The 17134-nt window shown below is 68.2% G+C and carries 12 protein-coding genes and 1 tRNA gene; 10 read left to right on the top strand and 3 right to left on the bottom strand.

The annotated features are described in order from the left end of the window. Positions 1-14: 14 nt before the first annotated feature. Positions 15-677: a histidine phosphatase family protein gene (locus tag BWO91_RS10320; protein ID WP_079002520.1), complete on the top strand. Its 663-nt coding sequence runs from the start codon at positions 15-17 to the stop codon at positions 675-677. On the opposite strand, the gene BWO91_RS10325 is transcribed toward BWO91_RS10320, so the two are convergent. Beyond that, complete coding sequence (locus tag BWO91_RS10325; protein ID WP_124769355.1) at positions 678-950, bottom strand: hypothetical protein; 273 nt, start codon at positions 948-950, stop codon at positions 678-680. 60 nt (positions 951-1010) lie between these two features. Beyond that, positions 1011-1094 (bottom strand) — tRNA-Leu (locus BWO91_RS10330). Positions 1095-1148: 54 nt separating this feature from the next. On the opposite strand from BWO91_RS10330, the gene BWO91_RS10335 reads away from it, so the two are divergent. Further along, positions 1149-1754, top strand: coding sequence for an ANTAR domain-containing response regulator (locus BWO91_RS10335; RefSeq protein ID WP_064296913.1), 606 nt, complete (start codon positions 1149-1151; stop codon positions 1752-1754). Between the two features lie 73 nt (positions 1755-1827). On the opposite strand, the gene BWO91_RS10340 is transcribed toward BWO91_RS10335, so the two are convergent. Continuing rightward, a complete protein-coding gene (locus tag BWO91_RS10340) occupies positions 1828-2250 on the bottom strand; it encodes a hotdog fold thioesterase (protein ID WP_079002521.1) in 423 nt (140 codons plus the stop codon). Positions 2251-2305: 55 nt separating this feature from the next. On the opposite strand from BWO91_RS10340, the gene polA reads away from it, so the two are divergent. The 8 genes from polA (at position 2306) to uvrC (ending at position 17100) form a co-directional block, all read left to right on the top strand. Then, entirely contained in the window at positions 2306-4966 is a 2661-nt protein-coding gene (gene polA / locus BWO91_RS10345; RefSeq protein ID WP_079002522.1) for a DNA polymerase I, read from the top strand. A 57-nt stretch (positions 4967-5023) separates the two neighbouring features. Further along, positions 5024-6700, top strand: a complete 1677-nt coding sequence (locus tag BWO91_RS10350) for a DUF885 domain-containing protein (protein WP_079002523.1) — start codon at positions 5024-5026, stop codon at positions 6698-6700. Then, on the top strand, positions 6697-7683 hold the full coding sequence (locus BWO91_RS10355; protein ID WP_079002524.1) for an epimerase: 987 nt from the start codon (positions 6697-6699) through the stop codon (positions 7681-7683). The genes BWO91_RS10350 and BWO91_RS10355 overlap by 4 nt, the downstream gene beginning before the upstream one ends. A gap of 174 nt (positions 7684-7857) precedes the next feature. After that, positions 7858-9315, top strand: a complete 1458-nt coding sequence (gene rpsA, locus BWO91_RS10360; RefSeq protein WP_056005690.1) for a 30S ribosomal protein S1 — start codon at positions 7858-7860, stop codon at positions 9313-9315. Between the two features lie 121 nt (positions 9316-9436). Further along, positions 9437-10066, top strand: coding sequence for a dephospho-CoA kinase (coaE, locus tag BWO91_RS10365; RefSeq protein ID WP_071260194.1), 630 nt, complete (start codon positions 9437-9439; stop codon positions 10064-10066). A 69-nt stretch (positions 10067-10135) separates the two neighbouring features. Then, positions 10136-12202: an excinuclease ABC subunit UvrB gene (gene uvrB, locus BWO91_RS10370; protein ID WP_064296918.1), complete on the top strand. Its 2067-nt coding sequence runs from the start codon at positions 10136-10138 to the stop codon at positions 12200-12202. Between the two features lie 79 nt (positions 12203-12281). Beyond that, positions 12282-15173 carry an excinuclease ABC subunit UvrA gene (uvrA, locus tag BWO91_RS10375; RefSeq protein WP_064296919.1) on the top strand — a complete coding sequence of 964 codons (2892 nt, stop codon included), beginning with the start codon at positions 12282-12284 and terminating at the stop codon, positions 15171-15173. Between the two features lies 1 nt (position 15174). Continuing rightward, positions 15175-17100, top strand: a complete 1926-nt coding sequence (gene uvrC / locus BWO91_RS10380) for an excinuclease ABC subunit UvrC (RefSeq protein ID WP_079002525.1) — start codon at positions 15175-15177, stop codon at positions 17098-17100. Positions 17101-17134 lie beyond the last annotated feature (34 nt).

The following is a 17134-nucleotide window of genomic DNA, read 5'->3' on the forward strand; positions in this document are numbered from 1 at the left end:
CCTACCCTGGAGGTATGCGCCTCATCCTCATCAGACACGGTCAGACCTCGTCCAACGTCGCCGGCCTGCTCGACACCGCGATCCCTGGGGCCGTCCTCACCGAACTCGGCGAGACGCAGGCGGCCGCCCTCCCCAAAGCGCTCGTGGGGGAGCGGATCGACGCGGTCTACGCCTCCACCGCGGTGCGGGCGCAACAGACCGCCGCACCCGTCGCCGACGTCAGCGGGCTTCCCGTGATCGTCCGTGACGGACTCCGGGAGATCAGCGCCGGCGACAACGAGATGCTCGGGTCGCCCGAGGCCGTCCAGGTCTACATCGACACCATCGTGGCGTGGGCGATGGGCGACCTCGACACCCGGATGCCGGGCGGCGAGAACGGCCACGAGGTGTTCGCGCGCTTCGACGCCGTGATCGAGGAGCTCGAGGGCTCCGGACTGGAGAGCGTGATGGTCGTGAGCCACGGAGCGATGCTCCGGTCCTGGCTCGGGCTGCGCGGGGCGAACGTCGACGGACACTTCATCGGCACGCACCCCATCACGAACACGGGCGTCATCATCGTCGACGGGGACACGACGACCGGTTGGCGGGTCGACACCTGGACGGGCGACGCCGTCGGCGGACCGGAGCTGACGACGGAGGCCGACGGTCCGGCCGCCGCCGTCGAGCGCGGCTTCTGATCAGTTCGCGTCGTCGGCCGAGGTCGCGCCGTCCGTGAGGAACGGTCCGGGCTCCTCGCCGGGCTGACCCGGCAGTGAGCCGACGAGACGGTCGAGCTCGGCGGCGTCGACGTCGATGCCCTGGTCGCTGAGACGGTCCGCCAGCGCTGCCCGGACGTCGAGGTCCGGGGTGAGGGACCGGTCTGCTGCGACCTGCACCAGGATGCCCTGGAGCCGGTCGTCGGTGCTGGCGTCGTGGACGTCCTGGCGCGGGTCGGTGTGCTCTGCGGTCATGGTGTCGGGTCCCATCGTGTCGGCAGGTCGAGTGCACCCGGTGGGCCATCAGCTCGTTCCTGGTACCGGTGGTGGGACTCGAACCCACACGTCTTTCGACAAAGCATTTTGAGTGCTCCGCGTCTGCCATTCCGCCACACCGGCGCGTCCGCCGCACGGCGAACAGCAACCTGCATCAGAGTACCGTAGGATTTGAGGGTGACCGAGCAAGAGACCCCTCCCGCAGCCCCACGGCGCGTCGTCGTCGCTGAGGACGAATCCCTCATCCGCCTCGACATCGTCGAGATCCTCCGCGACAACGGTTTCGAGGTCGTCGGCGAGGCCGGCGACGGCGAGACCGCTGTCGCCCTCGCGACGGAACTCCGTCCGGATCTCGTGATCATGGACGTCAAGATGCCTCAGCTCGACGGCATCTCCGCGGCCGAGCGCATCGGTAAGGCGCACATCGCCCCGGTGGTCCTCCTCACGGCCTTCAGCCAGAAGGAGCTCGTCGAGCGGGCGAGCGAGGCAGGCGCCCTCGCCTACGTCGTGAAGCCGTTCACGCCGAACGACCTCCTTCCCGCGATCGAGATCGCCCTCTCGCGCTACCAGCAGATCATCACCCTCGAAGCCGAGGTCGCCGACATGGTCGAGCGCTTCGAGACCCGCAAGCTCGTCGACCGGGCGAAGGGCCTCCTCAACGAGAAGATGGGCCTCACCGAGCCCGAGGCGTTCCGCTGGATCCAGAAGGCCTCCATGGACCGTCGCCTCACCATGCACGATGTCGCGCAGGCCATCATCGAGCAGCTCAGCGCCAAGAAGTAGCGCTCCTCCCTCGTCGCAAGAGCGGCCCGTCCCCTCGGGGCGGGCCGCTCCGCTGTGTTCGGTGCCGGGCTCGTCAGGCGGTCGGTGCGTCCTTGATGAGGTTCGTGATGCGGATCGTGGAGCACCGTCGTCCCTGCTCGTCGGTGACGGCGATCTCGTGCACGGTGAGCGAGCGGCCGAGGTGGATCGGGGTGCAGACACCCGTCACGAGGCCCTCGGTGGCGGACCTGGTGTGCGTCGCGTTGATGTCGATGCCGACGGCGAGCTTGCCCGGGCCCGCGAAGAGGTTGGCGGCCATCGAGCCGAGGGACTCGCCGAGCACGACGTACGCCCCGCCGTGCAGCAGCATCGCGGGTTGGGTGTTGCCCTCGACGGGCATGGTGGCGACGGATCGCTGCACCGTGAACTCGGTGAACTCGATGCCCATCTTGGCGGCGAGTGCGCCGCTGCCCCTCGTCCGCAGGAACTCGAGTGCGTCGTCGGTCTCGTTCGTCATGTCCACCTTCGGATCGGGCCTGAGCCGTGTCGGCACCGGCTTGTAGGCTGGGCGCGTGTCGGAATCAGAAAAGCCTACCCTCCTCGTCGTCGACGGCCACTCGCTCGCATTCCGGGCGTTCTACGCCCTGCCGGTCGACAGCTTCCAAACCCGCGACGGTCAGCACACGAACGCCATCCACGGCTTCATCTCCATGCTGATCAGCCTGCTCAAGAACGAGAACCCGAGCCACATCGCCGTGGCCTTCGACATCTCGCGCCGTTCCTTCCGCACCCGCGAGTACCCCGAGTACAAGGGCACGCGCGGTGAGACCCCGGCGGAGTTCAAGGGACAGGTGCCACTGCTCGAAGAGGCGCTCAAGGCGATGAACATCACGACGATCAGCAAAGAGGACTACGAGGCCGACGACATCCTCGCCACCCTCGCCAAGCAGGGCGCTGAGGACGGCTTCCGCGTGCTCGTCGTCTCCGGCGACCGCGACACCATCCAGCTCGTCACCGACGACGTCACCCTGCTGTACCCGTCGAGCCAGGGCGTCTCCGCGCTCACCCGGTACGACGGCGCCAAGGTCTTCGAGCGCTACGGCATCCGCCCTGAGCAGTACCCGGAGATCGCGGCGCTCGTCGGCGAGACGAGCGACAACCTCCCGGGCATCCCGAAGGTCGGCGAGAAGACCGCCGTGAAGTGGCTCAACCAGTTCGGCTCCCTCGAGCAGATCCTCGAGCGCGCCGACGAGATCACCGGCAAGGTGGGGGAGAGCCTCCGCGAGCACAAGGAGAACGCAGTCCGCAACCGCCGCCTCAACCGGCTCCTCACCGACGTCGAACTGTCCGTCGGACCGAAGGACCTCGAACGCCGACCGATCGACGCGGACGCGGTGGCGGCCGTCTTCGGGCGGCTCGAGTTCCGCACGCTGCTCGATCGGGTCCTCAAACTCGACGGACTCGAGGCCAACACGGATGTGTCCGCACCGCAGGCGGGCGGCGTGGTCATGCCACCGCAGAAGGAGCTGCTCGACGAAGAGCTCGAGGCGTGGATCACCCGTGCCGTCGCCGCACATCCCGCCGGGATCGGTCTCCACCTCGACCTCGACGGAGGCCTTCCGGTCGCAGCCGGCCTCGCGACCCCCACGGAGATCGTCTCGCTCGCCTGGCGTCCCGGTGAGGCCGACTACGCCCCGCTCGAGGCGTGGTTGGCGAGCGACGCCCCGAAGATCATGCACGACGCCAAGCCGCAGCTCCAGGCGGTCACGCGCGCCGGCCTGACGGTCGACGGTCTCGGCTACGACACCGCGGTCGCCGGCTGGCTCCTGCGTCCGAGCGGCGGCGACAAGACGATCGCCGACCTCATCACGCGCTATCTCGACGAGACGATGCCCGTCGCCGACCCGAACCAGCTCGTCCCCGAGACCGACCCCGTCGGTGCCGGCGGCACCGCCTGGTACGCCCTCCGGGTCGCCGAGGCCACTCGCACGGCGCTCGACGCCGGGTCGCTCGGCGTGCTGCTCGACATGGAACTGCCGGTCCTCCAGGTGCTGGCCCACATGGAGCTCACCGGGGTGACGGTCGACCACGACATCCTGAGCGGCCTGTCCGAGCAGCTCGGGAACCGGGCTGCGGAGCTCGCGAGCAACGCGTATGCGGAGATCGGCCGCGAGGTCAACCTCGGATCACCGAAGCAGCTGCAGGAGGTCCTCTTCGACCAGCTCGCCATGCCGAAGACACGCGCCAACAAGACGGGCTTTTCGACCGACGCCGGCGCCCTGGCCGATCTCCAGGAGAAGAGCCCGCACCCGTTCCTCGGGCTCCTCCTCGAGCACCGCGATGCGACGAAGCTCCGCCAGATCGTGGAGACCCTCGACAAGGCGATCACGCCCGACGGCCGCATCCACACGACGTACGTCCAGATCGGGACCAGCACCGGTCGGATCTCCTCGACCGACCCGAACCTGCAGAACATCCCCGTGCGCACCGAGGAGGGACGCCGCATCCGCGCCGCCTTCCAAGCCGGCTCCGGGTACGAGACCCTGCTGACCGCCGACTACTCGCAGATCGAGATGCGGATCATGGCGCACCTCTCCGGCGATGCCGGCCTCATCGAAGCGTTCAAGTCCGGCGAGGACCTCCACCGTTTCGTCGGCGCGCGCATCTTCGGCGTCGCCGCCGAGGACGTGACCCCCGCGATGCGCAACAAGGTCAAGGCGATGTCGTACGGACTCGCCTACGGCTTGAGTGCGTTCGGGCTCTCGAAGCAGCTGCGGATCTCGAGCGCTGAGGCGAAGCAGCTCATGATCGACTACTTCGAGCGCTTCGGTGCGGTCCGCGACTACCTGCGCAACGTCGTCGAGCAGGCCAAACTCGACGGCTACACCGAGACGATCTTCGGTCGTCGCAGGCTCTTCCCCGAGCTCTCGAGCCCCAACCGACTGGTCAGGGAGAACGCCGAACGCCAGGCGCTGAACGCCCCGATCCAGGGTTCGGCCGCCGACATCATGAAACGCGCCATGATCGGCATCGAGTCTGAGCTGCGCTCCGAATCCCTCAGCTCGCAGATGATGCTGCAGGTGCACGACGAACTGATCTTCGAGGTCGCCGAGGGGGAGTGGGACGCCCTGGAGCGCATCGTCCGAGCACAGATGGCCGGTGCCGCCGAACTGTCGGTACCGCTGGAGGTCCAGATCGGCCGCGGTCACGACTGGGACGCCGCAGCCCACTGAGCGCGCCCTGCGGGTCCGCACCCGGGCGGCGGACGGGTGCGGACTAGGCTCGTCGTCATGTCCCACGAAGAACTTCGTCAGAGCACACCGATCGACGCCATCGCCGAGAGCTGGGTGGAGACCCTCGTCCAGCTGAAGCCGGAGGTCGGCACCTACATCGGCCGCACGGACGTCGGCGGACGGTACGGCGACTACTCGCCGGCCGGGCACGAGGCGTACGTCGAAGCCGCGTCGCGCACGCTTCGCGAGCTGCGGTCCGCCGCACCGGTCGACGCCGTCGACCGCGTCACCCAGACCGACCTCTCGGCGGAACTGGAGCTCGACCTCGCCTCGTCGGACGCCGGTCTCCAGTACCGCGACCTCAACGTGATCGCGTCGCCGTCGCAGGAACTGCGCGACGTCTTCGACCTGATGCCGACCGCGACGGTCGAGGACTGGAGCACCATCCGGACCCGCCTCGGCGCGTTGCCGGACGCGGTCGACGGGTACATCGAGACCCTGCGCGAGGGCATCTCCCGTGGGATCACCCCGGCAGGCCGCCAGGTGGCCGAGGTGTACGAGCAGGTCCTCCGCACCGGCGCCGACGACGGGTTCTTCATCGGTTTCGCCGCCAACGCCGGACCGGCGGACGGGCAGCTCCCGGCATCCCTCGCCGCCGAACTCTCGACTGGTGCCGGCGCCGCAGCCGTCGCCTACAACCGCCTGGCGGACTTCCTCGCGCACGAACTGCTGCCTGCTGCGACCCAGGAGGACGCCATCGGCCGCGAGCTCTACGCGCTGCAGTCCCGCCGCTTCCTCGGCGCGACGGTCGACCTCGACGAGAGCTACGAGTGGGGCATCGAGGAACTGGCGCGCATGGTGTCGGAGCAGGAGGCGATCGCGAACGAGATCCTCCCCGGCGCGTCCGTCGAGGAGGCGGTCGCATTCCTCGAACAGGATCCGGCGCGCAAGCTGCACGGCACCGACGCGCTCCAGCGGTGGATGCAGGAGACGAGTGACCGTGCGGTCGAGGAGCTGGGGCGCACGCACTTCGACATCCCGCAGGAGATCCGCGCGCTCGAGTGCATGATCGCGCCGACGCAGGAGGGCGGGATCTACTACACCGGCCCGACGGACGACTTCTCACGCCCTGGCCGCATGTGGTGGTCCGTCCCCGCCGGCGTCACCGAGTTCGACACGTGGCGCGAGCTCACGACCGTCTACCACGAGGGTGTGCCAGGACATCACCTGCAGATCGGGCAGGCCGTCGTCAACCGGAAGACGCTCAACCTCTGGCGCCGACAGCTCGCCGGCACCTCCGGCCACGCCGAGGGATGGGCGCTCTACGCCGAGCGCCTGATGGAACAGCTCGGATACCTCGACGACCCGGCGGACCGCCTGGGCATGCTCGACGGTCAGCGGATGCGCGCGGCCCGCGTCGTCCTCGACATCGGCGTACACCTCGGCAAGCCGCTTCCGGACGGCAGCGGGACCTGGACCGCCGAGTACGCCTTCGACTTCATGGGTCGCAACGTCAACATGTCGCCGGAGTTCGTCCGGTTCGAGGTCAACCGGTACCTCGGTTGGCCCGGCCAGGCGCCCTCGTACAAGATCGGCCAGCGCATCTGGGAACAGCTCCGCGACGACGCGGCCGGCCGCGCCGGAGACGCCTTCGACATCAAGGACTTCCACCGTCGGGCACTGGACCTCGGTGGCGTCGGGCTCGACACGCTGCGGACGGCGATGCTCGGATGACGGCTGAACGGATCGTCGTCGCCGGCGCGTCCGGGTTCATCGGGCGTCGTCTGGTCGAGTCGTTCCGGGCCGACGGCGCCACCGTATCCGTCATCGGGCGTGGTGCCGCCGACGCGCGATGGGGTGACCACGCGGGCATCGCCCGGCTGGTCGACGGCGCGGACCTCCTGGTCAACCTCGCCGGGAAGAGCGTGAACTGTCGCTACACCCCGTCGAACCGCGCCGAGATCCTCCGATCCCGCGTGGACACGACGACGGAGCTGGCGCGGGCGGTGCGTGCAGCCGTTTCGCCTCCGCCGCTCTGGATCAATTCGTCGACCGCCACGATCTACCGCCATGCCGACGACCGCCCGATGACGGAGGCCGACGGTGAGATCGGTTCCGGGTTCTCCGTCGACGTCGCGACCGCCTGGGAGCAGGCGTTCTTCGCGGACGAGCTGCCCGGGACACGACGGGTCGCCCTCCGCATCGCGATCGTCCTGGGGGACGGCGGAGCACTCACCCCGCTCAGGTGGTTGGCGCGTCTCGGCCTCGGCGGACCCCAACTGGACGGTCACTGGCCCACTTCCCGATCGCGTCGTGCCGCCGGCACGGATCACCGGTTCGGGACGCCGGGCGGGCGGCAGCGGTTCAGCTGGATCCACCTGGACGACGTCATCGGGATCGTCCGGTTCCTCCGTGGCCATCCCGAACTCGACGGCGTCGTCAACGTGACGTCACCGAACCCCACCGACAACCGCGGATTCATGCGGACCGTGCGGTACGTGCTCGGGATGCCGGTCGGCCTCCCCGCACCCCGCTGGTTGCTGGAGATCGGGATGTCCGTCCTGCGGACCGAGAGCGAGCTGGTCCTGAAGAGTCGCTGGGCGATGCCGGAGCGGCTGCTGCAGGCGGGCTACCGGTTCGAGCACCCGACGCTCGATCCAGCGCTGCGGGACATCCTCTCCGACCGCGGCTTGCCTGCAGACCCGGAAAATCGCTAGACTGGACTGTCACAATTGTGACGTCCTATCCGCCTGCCCGTCTCGCAGAGCGACACCGATCCCCGGATCGGTTCACACAACAGCATCGCTTCGATCAACGTCCGTGGTCATCCACGGGTCCGGAGCCGTGCGCGAGGCCGGCCTGAATCATTGTCCACCTGGAGCAATTACTACATGACAAGCGCAACGACCGCCCCCAAGCAGGTCGCAATCAACGACATCGGATCTGCTGAGGACTTCCTCGCAGCGGTCGAAAAGACTCTGAAGTTCTTCAACGACGGCGACCTCATCGAGGGCACCGTCGTGAAGATCGACCGCGACGAGGTCCTCCTCGACGTCGGCTACAAGACCGAGGGTGTCATCCCCTCGCGTGAACTCTCCATCAAGCACGACGTCGACCCCTCCGAGGTCGTCAACGTCGGCGACACGATCGAGGCTCTCGTTCTCCAGAAGGAGGACAAGGAAGGCCGTCTGATCCTGTCGAAGAAGCGCGCGCAGTACGAGCGTGCTTGGGGCGACGTGGAGAAGATCAAGGAATCCGACGGCGTCGTCACCGGTTCGGTCATCGAGGTCGTCAAGGGCGGCCTCATCGTCGACATCGGCCTCCGTGGCTTCCTCCCGGCTTCGCTCATCGAGCTGCGCCGCGTCCGCGACCTCACGCCGTACCTCGGCCAGGAGATCGAGGCGAAGATCCTCGAGCTCGACAAGAACCGCAACAACGTGGTCCTGTCGCGCCGTGCGCTCCTCGAGCAGACGCAGTCCGAGAGCCGCACCACCTTCCTCAACAACCTCCAGAAGGGACAGGTCCGCAAGGGCGTCGTCTCCTCGATCGTCAACTTCGGCGCGTTCGTCGACCTCGGCGGCGTCGACGGTCTGGTCCACGTCTCCGAGCTCAGCTGGAAGCACATCGAGCACGCCAGCGAGGTCGTCGAGGTCGGTCAGGAAGTCACCGTCGAGATCCTCGAGGTCGACCTGGACCGCGAGCGCGTCTCGCTGTCGCTCAAGGCGACCCAGGAGGACCCGTGGCAGGTCTTCGCCCGCACCCACGCCATCGGCCAGGTTGCACCGGGTAAGGTCACCAAGCTCGTCCCGTTCGGTGCGTTCGTCCGCGTCGCAGACGGCATCGAGGGCCTCGTGCACATCTCGGAGCTCTCCGGCAAGCACGTCGAGCTCGCCGAGCAGGTCGTGTCGGTCGGCGAAGAGGTCTTCGTCAAGGTCATCGACATCGACCTCGAGCGTCGCCGTATCTCGCTGAGCCTCAAGCAGGCCAACGAGGGTGTCGACCCCGAGGGCACCGAGTTCGACCCGGCCCTCTACGGCATGCTCACGGAGTACGACGAGCTCGGGAACTACAAGTACCCCGAGGGCTTCGACGCCGAGACGCAGGAGTGGAAGGAAGGCTTCGACGCCGAGCGCGAGAAGTGGGAGCAGGACTACGCTGCCGCCCAGGCTCGTTGGGAAGCGCACAAGAAGCAGGTCGCTGCCGCAGCCGTCGAAGAGGCCAACCAGGCTTCCTCCTCGACCGCGTCCTCGTCGGCCGGTTCCTCGTTCTCGAGCGACTCCGCCGGCGGCGGCACGCTCGCTGACGACGAGTCCCTCGCGGCCCTCCGCGAGAAGCTCTCGAGCAACTAGTCCCATCAGCACCGACCAGCGTCGGTGTCCAGCAGGGGGTCGCCTTCGGGCGGCCCCCTGCTGCGTTGTGCGAGGGGCGCTCGTCGAAGGCGCTGCACGCTCCGCGGGTACGCTGGCTGATATGTACCTCATCGGCCTCACCGGCGGGATCGCCTCCGGCAAATCGACCATCGCGGCCCGGCTCGCTGAACACGGCGCCGTCGTCATCGACGCGGACGTCCTCTCACGAGAGGCCGTCGAGCCGGGGACCCCGGGACTGGCCGCCATCGCGGAGCGCTTCGGTGCCGACGTGATCGGGCCCGACGGAGCACTCGACCGCGCGGCGCTCGGCTCGATCGTCTTCGCCGACGACCAGGCGCGGGCCGACCTCAACGCCATCGTGCACCCGGAGGTCAAACGGCGTTCACAGGCCCGGATCGCCGAAGCCTCGAACGACCCCGGTGCCGTCGTCGTCTACGATGTCCCGCTGCTCGTCGAGACCGGCCGCGCCGACGAGTTCGACCTCGTGGTCGTCGCCGCAGCTCCGGAGGGGGAGCGTGCCCGTCGGCTCGTCGACCTCCGCGGGCTCGACCGGGGCGAGGCGGAACGACGCATCGCGGCCCAAGCGACCGAGGAGCAGCGCGCAGCCGTCGCCGACGTGGTGATCGACACTTCCGGCTCGCTCGAGCACACCCTCAGCCAGGTCGACGCGGTCTGGCACCGCGCCGCCGCGATGGCCGTACCGGCGCCCGACCGCCAGGACGGCGTCTGAGCGCGCCGCCCCGCTCCGCTGTGGGCGAAGCGGGGCGGCGGTGTCGGTGGTCCTCCGTAGACTCGGAGCATGGAACCAACACGCGCCGTCCGCCCCTTCGAGGTGATCAGCGAGTACGAGCCGAGCGGCGATCAGCCCGCCGCCATCGAGCAGCTGTCCGGGCGCATCAACGCCGGCGAGACCGATGTCGTCCTCCTGGGTGCCACCGGTACCGGTAAGTCCGCGACGACCGCCTGGCTCATCGAAGCCGTCCAGCGCCCGACGCTCGTCCTGGCGCACAACAAGACCCTCGCGGCCCAGCTGGCGAACGAGTTCCGCGAACTCATGCCGAACAACGCGGTCGAGTACTTCGTCTCCTACTACGACTACTACCAGCCCGAGGCGTACGTCCCACAGACCGACACCTTCATCGAGAAGGACTCGTCCATCAACGCCGAGGTCGAGCGGCTGCGGCACTCGACCACCAACTCGCTGCTGAGCCGTCGCGACGTCATCGTCGTGTCGACCGTGTCGTGCATCTACGGTCTCGGTGCGGCGGAGGAGTACCTGGAGGCGATGGCGGCGCTGCAGGTCGGGCAGAACATCGGGCGCGACCGCCTCATCCGCAAGTTCGTCGGCATGCAGTACAACCGCAACGACGTCGACTTCTCGCGCGGCAACTTCCGTGTGCGCGGCGACACCATCGAGATCATCCCGGTCTACGAGGAGCTCGCGATCCGCATCGAGTTCTTCGGCGACGAGATCGAGGCCCTCTACGCCCTGCACCCGCTCACCGGCGACGTCGTGAAGAGGCTCGACGCGGTGTCGGTGTTCCCGGCCTCCCACTACGCCGCCAGCCCGCAGACGATCCAGCGCGCCATCGGCACCATCCAGGAAGAACTGGCGGAGCGGCTCCAGTCGCTCGAACGCGAGGGCAAGCTCCTCGAGGCGCAGCGACTCCGCATGCGCACCACCTTCGACCTCGAGATGATGCAGCAGATCGGCTTCTGCTCCGGCATCGAGAACTACTCGCGCCACATCGACGGCCGCTCGGCCGGCGAGGCACCGAACTGCCTCCTCGACTACTTCCCAGACGACTTCCTCACCGTCATCGACGAGTCGCATGTCACCGTTCCGCAGATCGGCGCGATGTTCGAGGGCGACGCCTCCCGCAAGCGCACCCTGGTCGAGCACGGGTTCCGACTCCCGAGCGCGATGGACAACCGCCCGCTCCGGTGGGACGAGTTCAAGAACCGCGTCGGCCAGACGGTGTACCTCTCGGCGACGCCGGGCAAGTACGAGATGGGCATCGCGGACGGCATCGTCGAGCAGATCATCCGCCCGACCGGCCTCGTCGACCCGGCGATCATCGTGAAGCCCTCCAACGGCCAGATCGACGACCTCCTCGAGGAGATCCGGGTCCGCGCCGAACGCGACGAGCGCGTCCTCGTGACCACCCTCACCAAGAAGATGGCGGAGGAGCTCACCGACTTCCTGACGGAGGCCGGCGTGCGCGTCCGCTACCTGCACTCCGACGTCGACACCCTCCGGCGGGTCGAGCTGCTGAGCGAACTCCGGCAGGGCGTCTACGACGTCCTCATCGGCATCAACCTGCTGCGCGAGGGGCTCGACCTCCCGGAGGTCTCGCTCGTGGCGATCCTCGACGCCGACAAGGAGGGCTTCCTCCGCTCGTCGACCTCGCTCATCCAGACCATCGGTCGTGCCGCCCGCAACGTGTCCGGCGAGGTCCACATGTACGCCGACGTCCTGACCGACTCGATGAAGCGCGCGATCGAGGAGACGGACCGTCGCCGGGAGAAGCAGATCGCCTACAACGAGGAGCGCGGCATCGATCCGCAGCCGTTGCGCAAGCGCATCGCCGACATCACCGAGGCGCTCGCCCGAGAAGGTGCGGACACCGCGGCGTTGCTCGCCGGACGCGACAACGGCAAGAAGAAGAGTCCGACGCCGAACCTGCGTCGGGAGGGCATCGCCGCCGAGGGCGCGAACGACCTGGAGTCGATCATCGCCGACCTCAACGCCCAGATGCTGGCCGCCGCGGCCGAACTCAAGTTCGAACTCGCCGGCCGCCTCCGCGACGAGGTCTCCGAACTCAAGCAGGAACTCCGACAGATGGCCAAGGCCGGGCACATCTAGTCCGCCGCTTCGCTGAGAGCGCAGTACCACAGACACCGCTCGGGAGTCCGGTGTCGGTGGTGCTGCGTAGACTCGAAGGGTGTCAATTGCCAAGGTAGATCACCACTCCACGCTCAGCGTCCGCGGTGCCCGCGTCCACAATCTTCAGAACGTCGACCTCGAGATCCCACGCGACTCGCTCGTCGTCTTCACGGGTCTTTCGGGCTCGGGGAAGTCCTCGCTCGCCTTCGACACGATCTTCGCCGAGGGCCAGCGACGCTACGTCGAGTCGCTCTCGGCGTACGCCCGCCAGTTCCTCGGTCAGGTCGACCGCCCGGACGTCGACTTCATCGAGGGCCTGAGCCCTGCGGTCTCGATCGACCAGAAGTCCACGAACCGCAACCCGCGGTCGACCGTCGGGACGATCACCGAGGTCTACGACTACATGCGGCTGCTCTGGGCGCGCATCGGGGTCCCGCACTGCCCGGTCTGCGGCGAGGTCATCCAACGCCAGACGGTGCAGCAGATCGCCGACCAGCTGATGGAGCTCGAGGAGCGACGCCGGTACCAGATCGTCGCCCCCGTCGTGAGCCAGAAGAAGGGCGAGTTCGTCGACCTCTTCAAGGAGCTCTCGGCCAAGGGCTTCGCACGCGCCATCGTCGACGGCGAGGCGATCCAGCTGGCGGAGCCGCCGACGCTCAAGAAGCAGGTCAAGCACGACATCGCGGTCGTCGTCGACCGCCTCGTCGCCGGGCCCGAGATCCTCGGCCGCCTGACGGACTCCCTCGAGACGGCACTGCAGCTCACCGACGGCCTCGTGACGATCAACTTCGTCGACGAGGAGGGCGACGAAGCCTGGCGCACCTTCTCCGAGAAGCTCTCCTGCCCGAACAACCACCCGCTGCAGCTGACCGAGATCGAGCCGCGGACGTTCTCGTTCAACGCCCCGTTCGGTGCCTGCCCGGAGTGCTCCGGCCTCGGCACGCGCATGTCGGTCGACGCGGAGCTGCTCCTCGGCGACGAGGAACTCAGCATCAACGAGGGCGTCATCGTGCCCTGGACCACGCAGGGCAAGGGGCTCTACCAGTACTACGAGAAGCTGCTCGACGGGCTGGCCCGCGACCTCGACTTCTCGCTCGACACCCCCTGGCGCGACCTGCCCTCCAAGGTCCAGGAGGCGGTACTCCGCGGCGACAACTTCAAGGTCAAGGTCAAGTGGAAGAACCGCTTCGGCCGTGAGATGAGCTACTCCTCGGGCTTCGAGGGCGTCATCCCCTACATCGAGCGGCAGTACCTCCAGGCCGACACCGACAGCCAACGGGTGCGGTGGTCGGAGTACCTGCGCGAAGTCCCGTGCCAGGTCTGCGGCGGTCGTCGCCTGAAGCCCGAGGTGCTCTCGGTCCTGATCCACGATCACAGCATCGCGGAGGTCGCCGAGCTGAGCCTCTCCGACGCCCGGAAGTTCATGGACCGCCTCGAACTGAGCGACCGCGAGGCCCACATCGCGGCGCAGGTGCTCCGTGAGATCAAGGTGCGTCTCGACTTCCTCATCCAGGTCGGGCTCAACTACCTCGACCTGGCCAGGACCGCCGGCTCCCTCTCGGGTGGTGAGGCGCAGCGCATCCGCCTCGCGACGCAGATCGGCTCGGGCCTCACCGGCGTGCTCTACGTCCTCGACGAACCGAGCATCGGCCTGCACCAGCGCGACAACCGCCGACTCATCGAGACCCTCGTCGCCCTCCGCGACCTCGGCAACACGCTGATCGTCGTCGAGCACGACGAGGACACCATCCGCACCGCCGACTGGATCGTCGACATCGGTCCCGGCGCGGGCGTCAACGGCGGCCGTGTCGTGCACTCCGGATCGTACGAGGCGCTCGAGGCCAACACCGAGTCCCTCACCGGTGACTACCTCTCCGGCCGCAAGGCCATCGAGATCCCGGCGAAGCGTCGCCCGATCGACACGAAGCGTCAGATCCAGGTGATCGGAGCGCAGGCGAACAACCTGAAGAAGGTCAGCGCGGACTTCCCGCTCGGAGTCCTCACCGCCGTCACCGGCGTGAGCGGCTCCGGGAAGTCCTCGCTGGTCAACGACGTCCTGTACCGGGTCCTGGCGAACAAGCTGAACGGCGCGCGCAAGCTGCCCGGCAAGCACACCAGGGTCACGGGTCTGGAGCACCTCGACAAGGTGGTCCACGTCGACCAGGCGCCCATCGGCCGCACCCCTCGCTCGAACCCCGCCACGTACACCGGCGTCTTCGACAAGATCCGCAACCTCTTCGCGGAGACGCAGGAGGCCAAGGTCCGCGGCTACCTCGCCGGGCGGTTCAGCTTCAACGTCAAGGGCGGCCGCTGTGAGGCCTGCTCGGGCGACGGCACGATCAAGATCGAGATGAACTTCCTGCCCGACGTCTACGTCGCCTGCGAGGTGTGCGGGGGAGCGCGGTACAACCGCGACACCCTGACCATCCACTACAAGGGCAAGAACATCGCCGAGGTGCTTGACATGCCGATCGCCGAGGCTGCCGACTTCTTCGAGCCGATCTCCTCGATCCACCGGTTCCTCAAGACGCTCGTCGAGGTCGGCCTGGGCTATGTCCGTCTCGGCCAGAGCGCCACGACCCTGTCCGGCGGCGAAGCCCAACGCGTCAAGCTCGCGACGGAGCTGCAGCGGCGGAGCAACGGGCGCAGCGTCTACGTCCTCGACGAGCCGACCACGGGTCTGCACTTCGAAGACGTCCGGAAGCTGCTGCTCGTCCTCGGCGGGCTCGTCGACAAGGGCAACACGGTCATCGTGATCGAGCACAACCTCGACGTCATCAAGTCCGCCGACTGGCTCATCGACATGGGCCCCGAGGGTGGAGCCGGTGGCGGGACGGTCCTCGCCACCGGAACACCCGAGCACCTCGCGACGGTCCCCGGCAGCCACACGGGCTTCTTCCTGAACGAACTGTTCGAGGCAGAGGCCGGCGGCAGCCGCAAGGCGGGCTGACGTGGCGGCCGTCCGCGGCGGAAGTGGTCTGGCGTACCGGCCGAAGGCGGGGGAGATCCCCACCATGCCCGGCGTGTACCGCTTCAGCGACGACTCGGGCCGGGTGCTCTACGTCGGCAAGGCGATGAACCTCCGGGCGAGGCTCAGCAACTACTTCGCGCCCCTGCACACCCTCCACGAGCGCACGCGCCGCATGGTGACGACCGCGACCGGGGTCACCTGGACGACGGTCGGCAGCGACGTCGAGGCGCTGCAGCTCGAGTACACGTGGATCAAGGAGTACGACCCGCCGTTCAACGTGAAGTTCCGCGACGACAAGTCGTACCCATATCTCGCGGTCACCCTCGGTGACGAGGCGCCGCGCGTCATGGTCACCCGGAACACCCGGATCCCGGGGGCCAAGTACTTCGGCCCGTACCCGAAGATCTGGGCCGTCCACGACACGGTCGACCTCATGATCAAGGTCTTCCCGATCCGCACCTGCTCCGACTCGGCGTACAAGCGGGCCATGGCCTCGGGGAAGCCCTGTTTCCCCGGGCAGATCGGGCGGTGCGGAGGGCCGTGCTCCGGCAAGGTCACCATCGAGGAACACCGCGCGATCGTCGACGACTTCGTCTCGTTCATGGTCGGCAACGACCGCCGGTTCACGACGCGCATCACCGCCGACATGAAGGCCGCCGCGGCCCGCCAGGACTACGAGTCCGCGGCCGTCTACCGGGATCAGCTCCAGGCGCTCGACCAGGTGCTCGCGAAGAGCGCGGTCGTCCTGCGCGACGCCGTGGACGCCGACCTGTTCGGCATCGACCACGACGAGCTCGCCGCGTCGGTGCAGCAGTTCATCGTCCGTGGCGGCCGCATCCGCGGTGTGCGGTCGTGGACCGTCGACAAGGAGCTCGACATGTCGACCGCCGAGCTCGTCGACAGCGTCGTCCAACGGGTGTACGCCGCCGCAAGCGGGACCGAGGTCCCGAGAGAGGTGCTCGTTCCGGAACTGCCGGACGACGCCGAGAGCCTCGAGGACTGGCTGGCCGAACGCCGCGGCTCGAAGGTCGCCCTCCGCGTCGCCCAGCGCGGCGAGAAGGCGACGCTCATGGAGACCGCGGTCGTCAACGCCAAGCAGGCCCTCATGCTCTACAAGACCCGGCGCAGCTCCGACTTCGTGGCCAGGACGCAGGCGCTCGAGGACATCCGCGATGCGCTCGGGATGCCCGAGGCGCCGCTGCGGATCGAGTGCTTCGACGTGTCGCACCTGAGCGGTACCAACATCGTCGCGTCGATGGTGGTCTTCGAGGACGGGCTGTCCCGGAAAGACGAGTACCGCCGCTTCGGCGTCGCCGAGTCCACCGACGACACCGACTCGATCTACCAGGTCGTCTCCCGGCGACTCGCGCACCTCACGTCGTCCGAGCCCGTCGAGACGGTCGACGAGACCACGGGGGAACGCAAGCGCCGGAAGTTCACCTATCCGCCGCAGCTCCTCATCGTCGACGGCGGGCAACCGCAGGTCGCCGCCGCCGCGCGTGCGCTGGAGGAGTCCGGCCTGACCGGGATCACCCTGTGCGGACTGGCGAAGCGACTGGAGGAGATCTGGTTGCCCGAGGACCCGTATCCGGTGATCCTGCCGCGGGGGAGCGAAGCGCTGTTCCTCCTCCAGCGGGTCCGCGACGAGGCGCACCGGTTCGCCATCAGCTTCCAGCGCCAGAAGCGGAAGCGCGACATCTCGACCGTCCTCGGCGAGATCCCCGGGCTCGGTCCGGCGAAGGTCCGCGAGCTGCTCAAACACTTCGGATCCGTCGCCCGCTTGAAGACCGCGACGCCGGCCGAGATCACCGAGGTCAAGGGCATCGGCGACAAACTGGCGGCCACGGTGCACGAGGCGTTGACCTCCGGCTCCGCACAGCCCTCGCAGGCCTCGCGGAATGGGTAGGCTGGGACTTCAGACCTTCGAGGAAAGCGTGTCG

Origin of the sequence: Plantibacter flavus (assembly GCF_002024505.1) — a bacterium.
GTDB lineage: Bacteria > Actinomycetota > Actinomycetes > Actinomycetales > Microbacteriaceae > Plantibacter > Plantibacter flavus_A.

Coding starts and splice junctions, on each gene's coding strand:
- BWO91_RS10320 (WP_079002520.1), top strand. CDS start 15: ATGCGCCTCATCCTCATCAGACACGGTCAGACCTCGTCCAACGTCGCC.
- BWO91_RS10325 (WP_124769355.1), bottom strand. CDS start 950: ATGACCGCAGAGCACACCGACCCGCGCCAGGACGTCCACGACGCCAGC.
- BWO91_RS10340 (WP_079002521.1), bottom strand. CDS start 2,250: ATGACGAACGAGACCGACGACGCACTCGAGTTCCTGCGGACGAGGGGC.
- BWO91_RS10350 (WP_079002523.1), top strand. CDS start 5,024: ATGTCCCACGAAGAACTTCGTCAGAGCACACCGATCGACGCCATCGCC.
- BWO91_RS10355 (WP_079002524.1), top strand. CDS start 6,697: ATGACGGCTGAACGGATCGTCGTCGCCGGCGCGTCCGGGTTCATCGGG.
- rpsA (WP_056005690.1), top strand. CDS start 7,858: ATGACAAGCGCAACGACCGCCCCCAAGCAGGTCGCAATCAACGACATC.
- coaE (WP_071260194.1), top strand. CDS start 9,437: ATGTACCTCATCGGCCTCACCGGCGGGATCGCCTCCGGCAAATCGACC.
- uvrB (WP_064296918.1), top strand. CDS start 10,136: ATGGAACCAACACGCGCCGTCCGCCCCTTCGAGGTGATCAGCGAGTAC.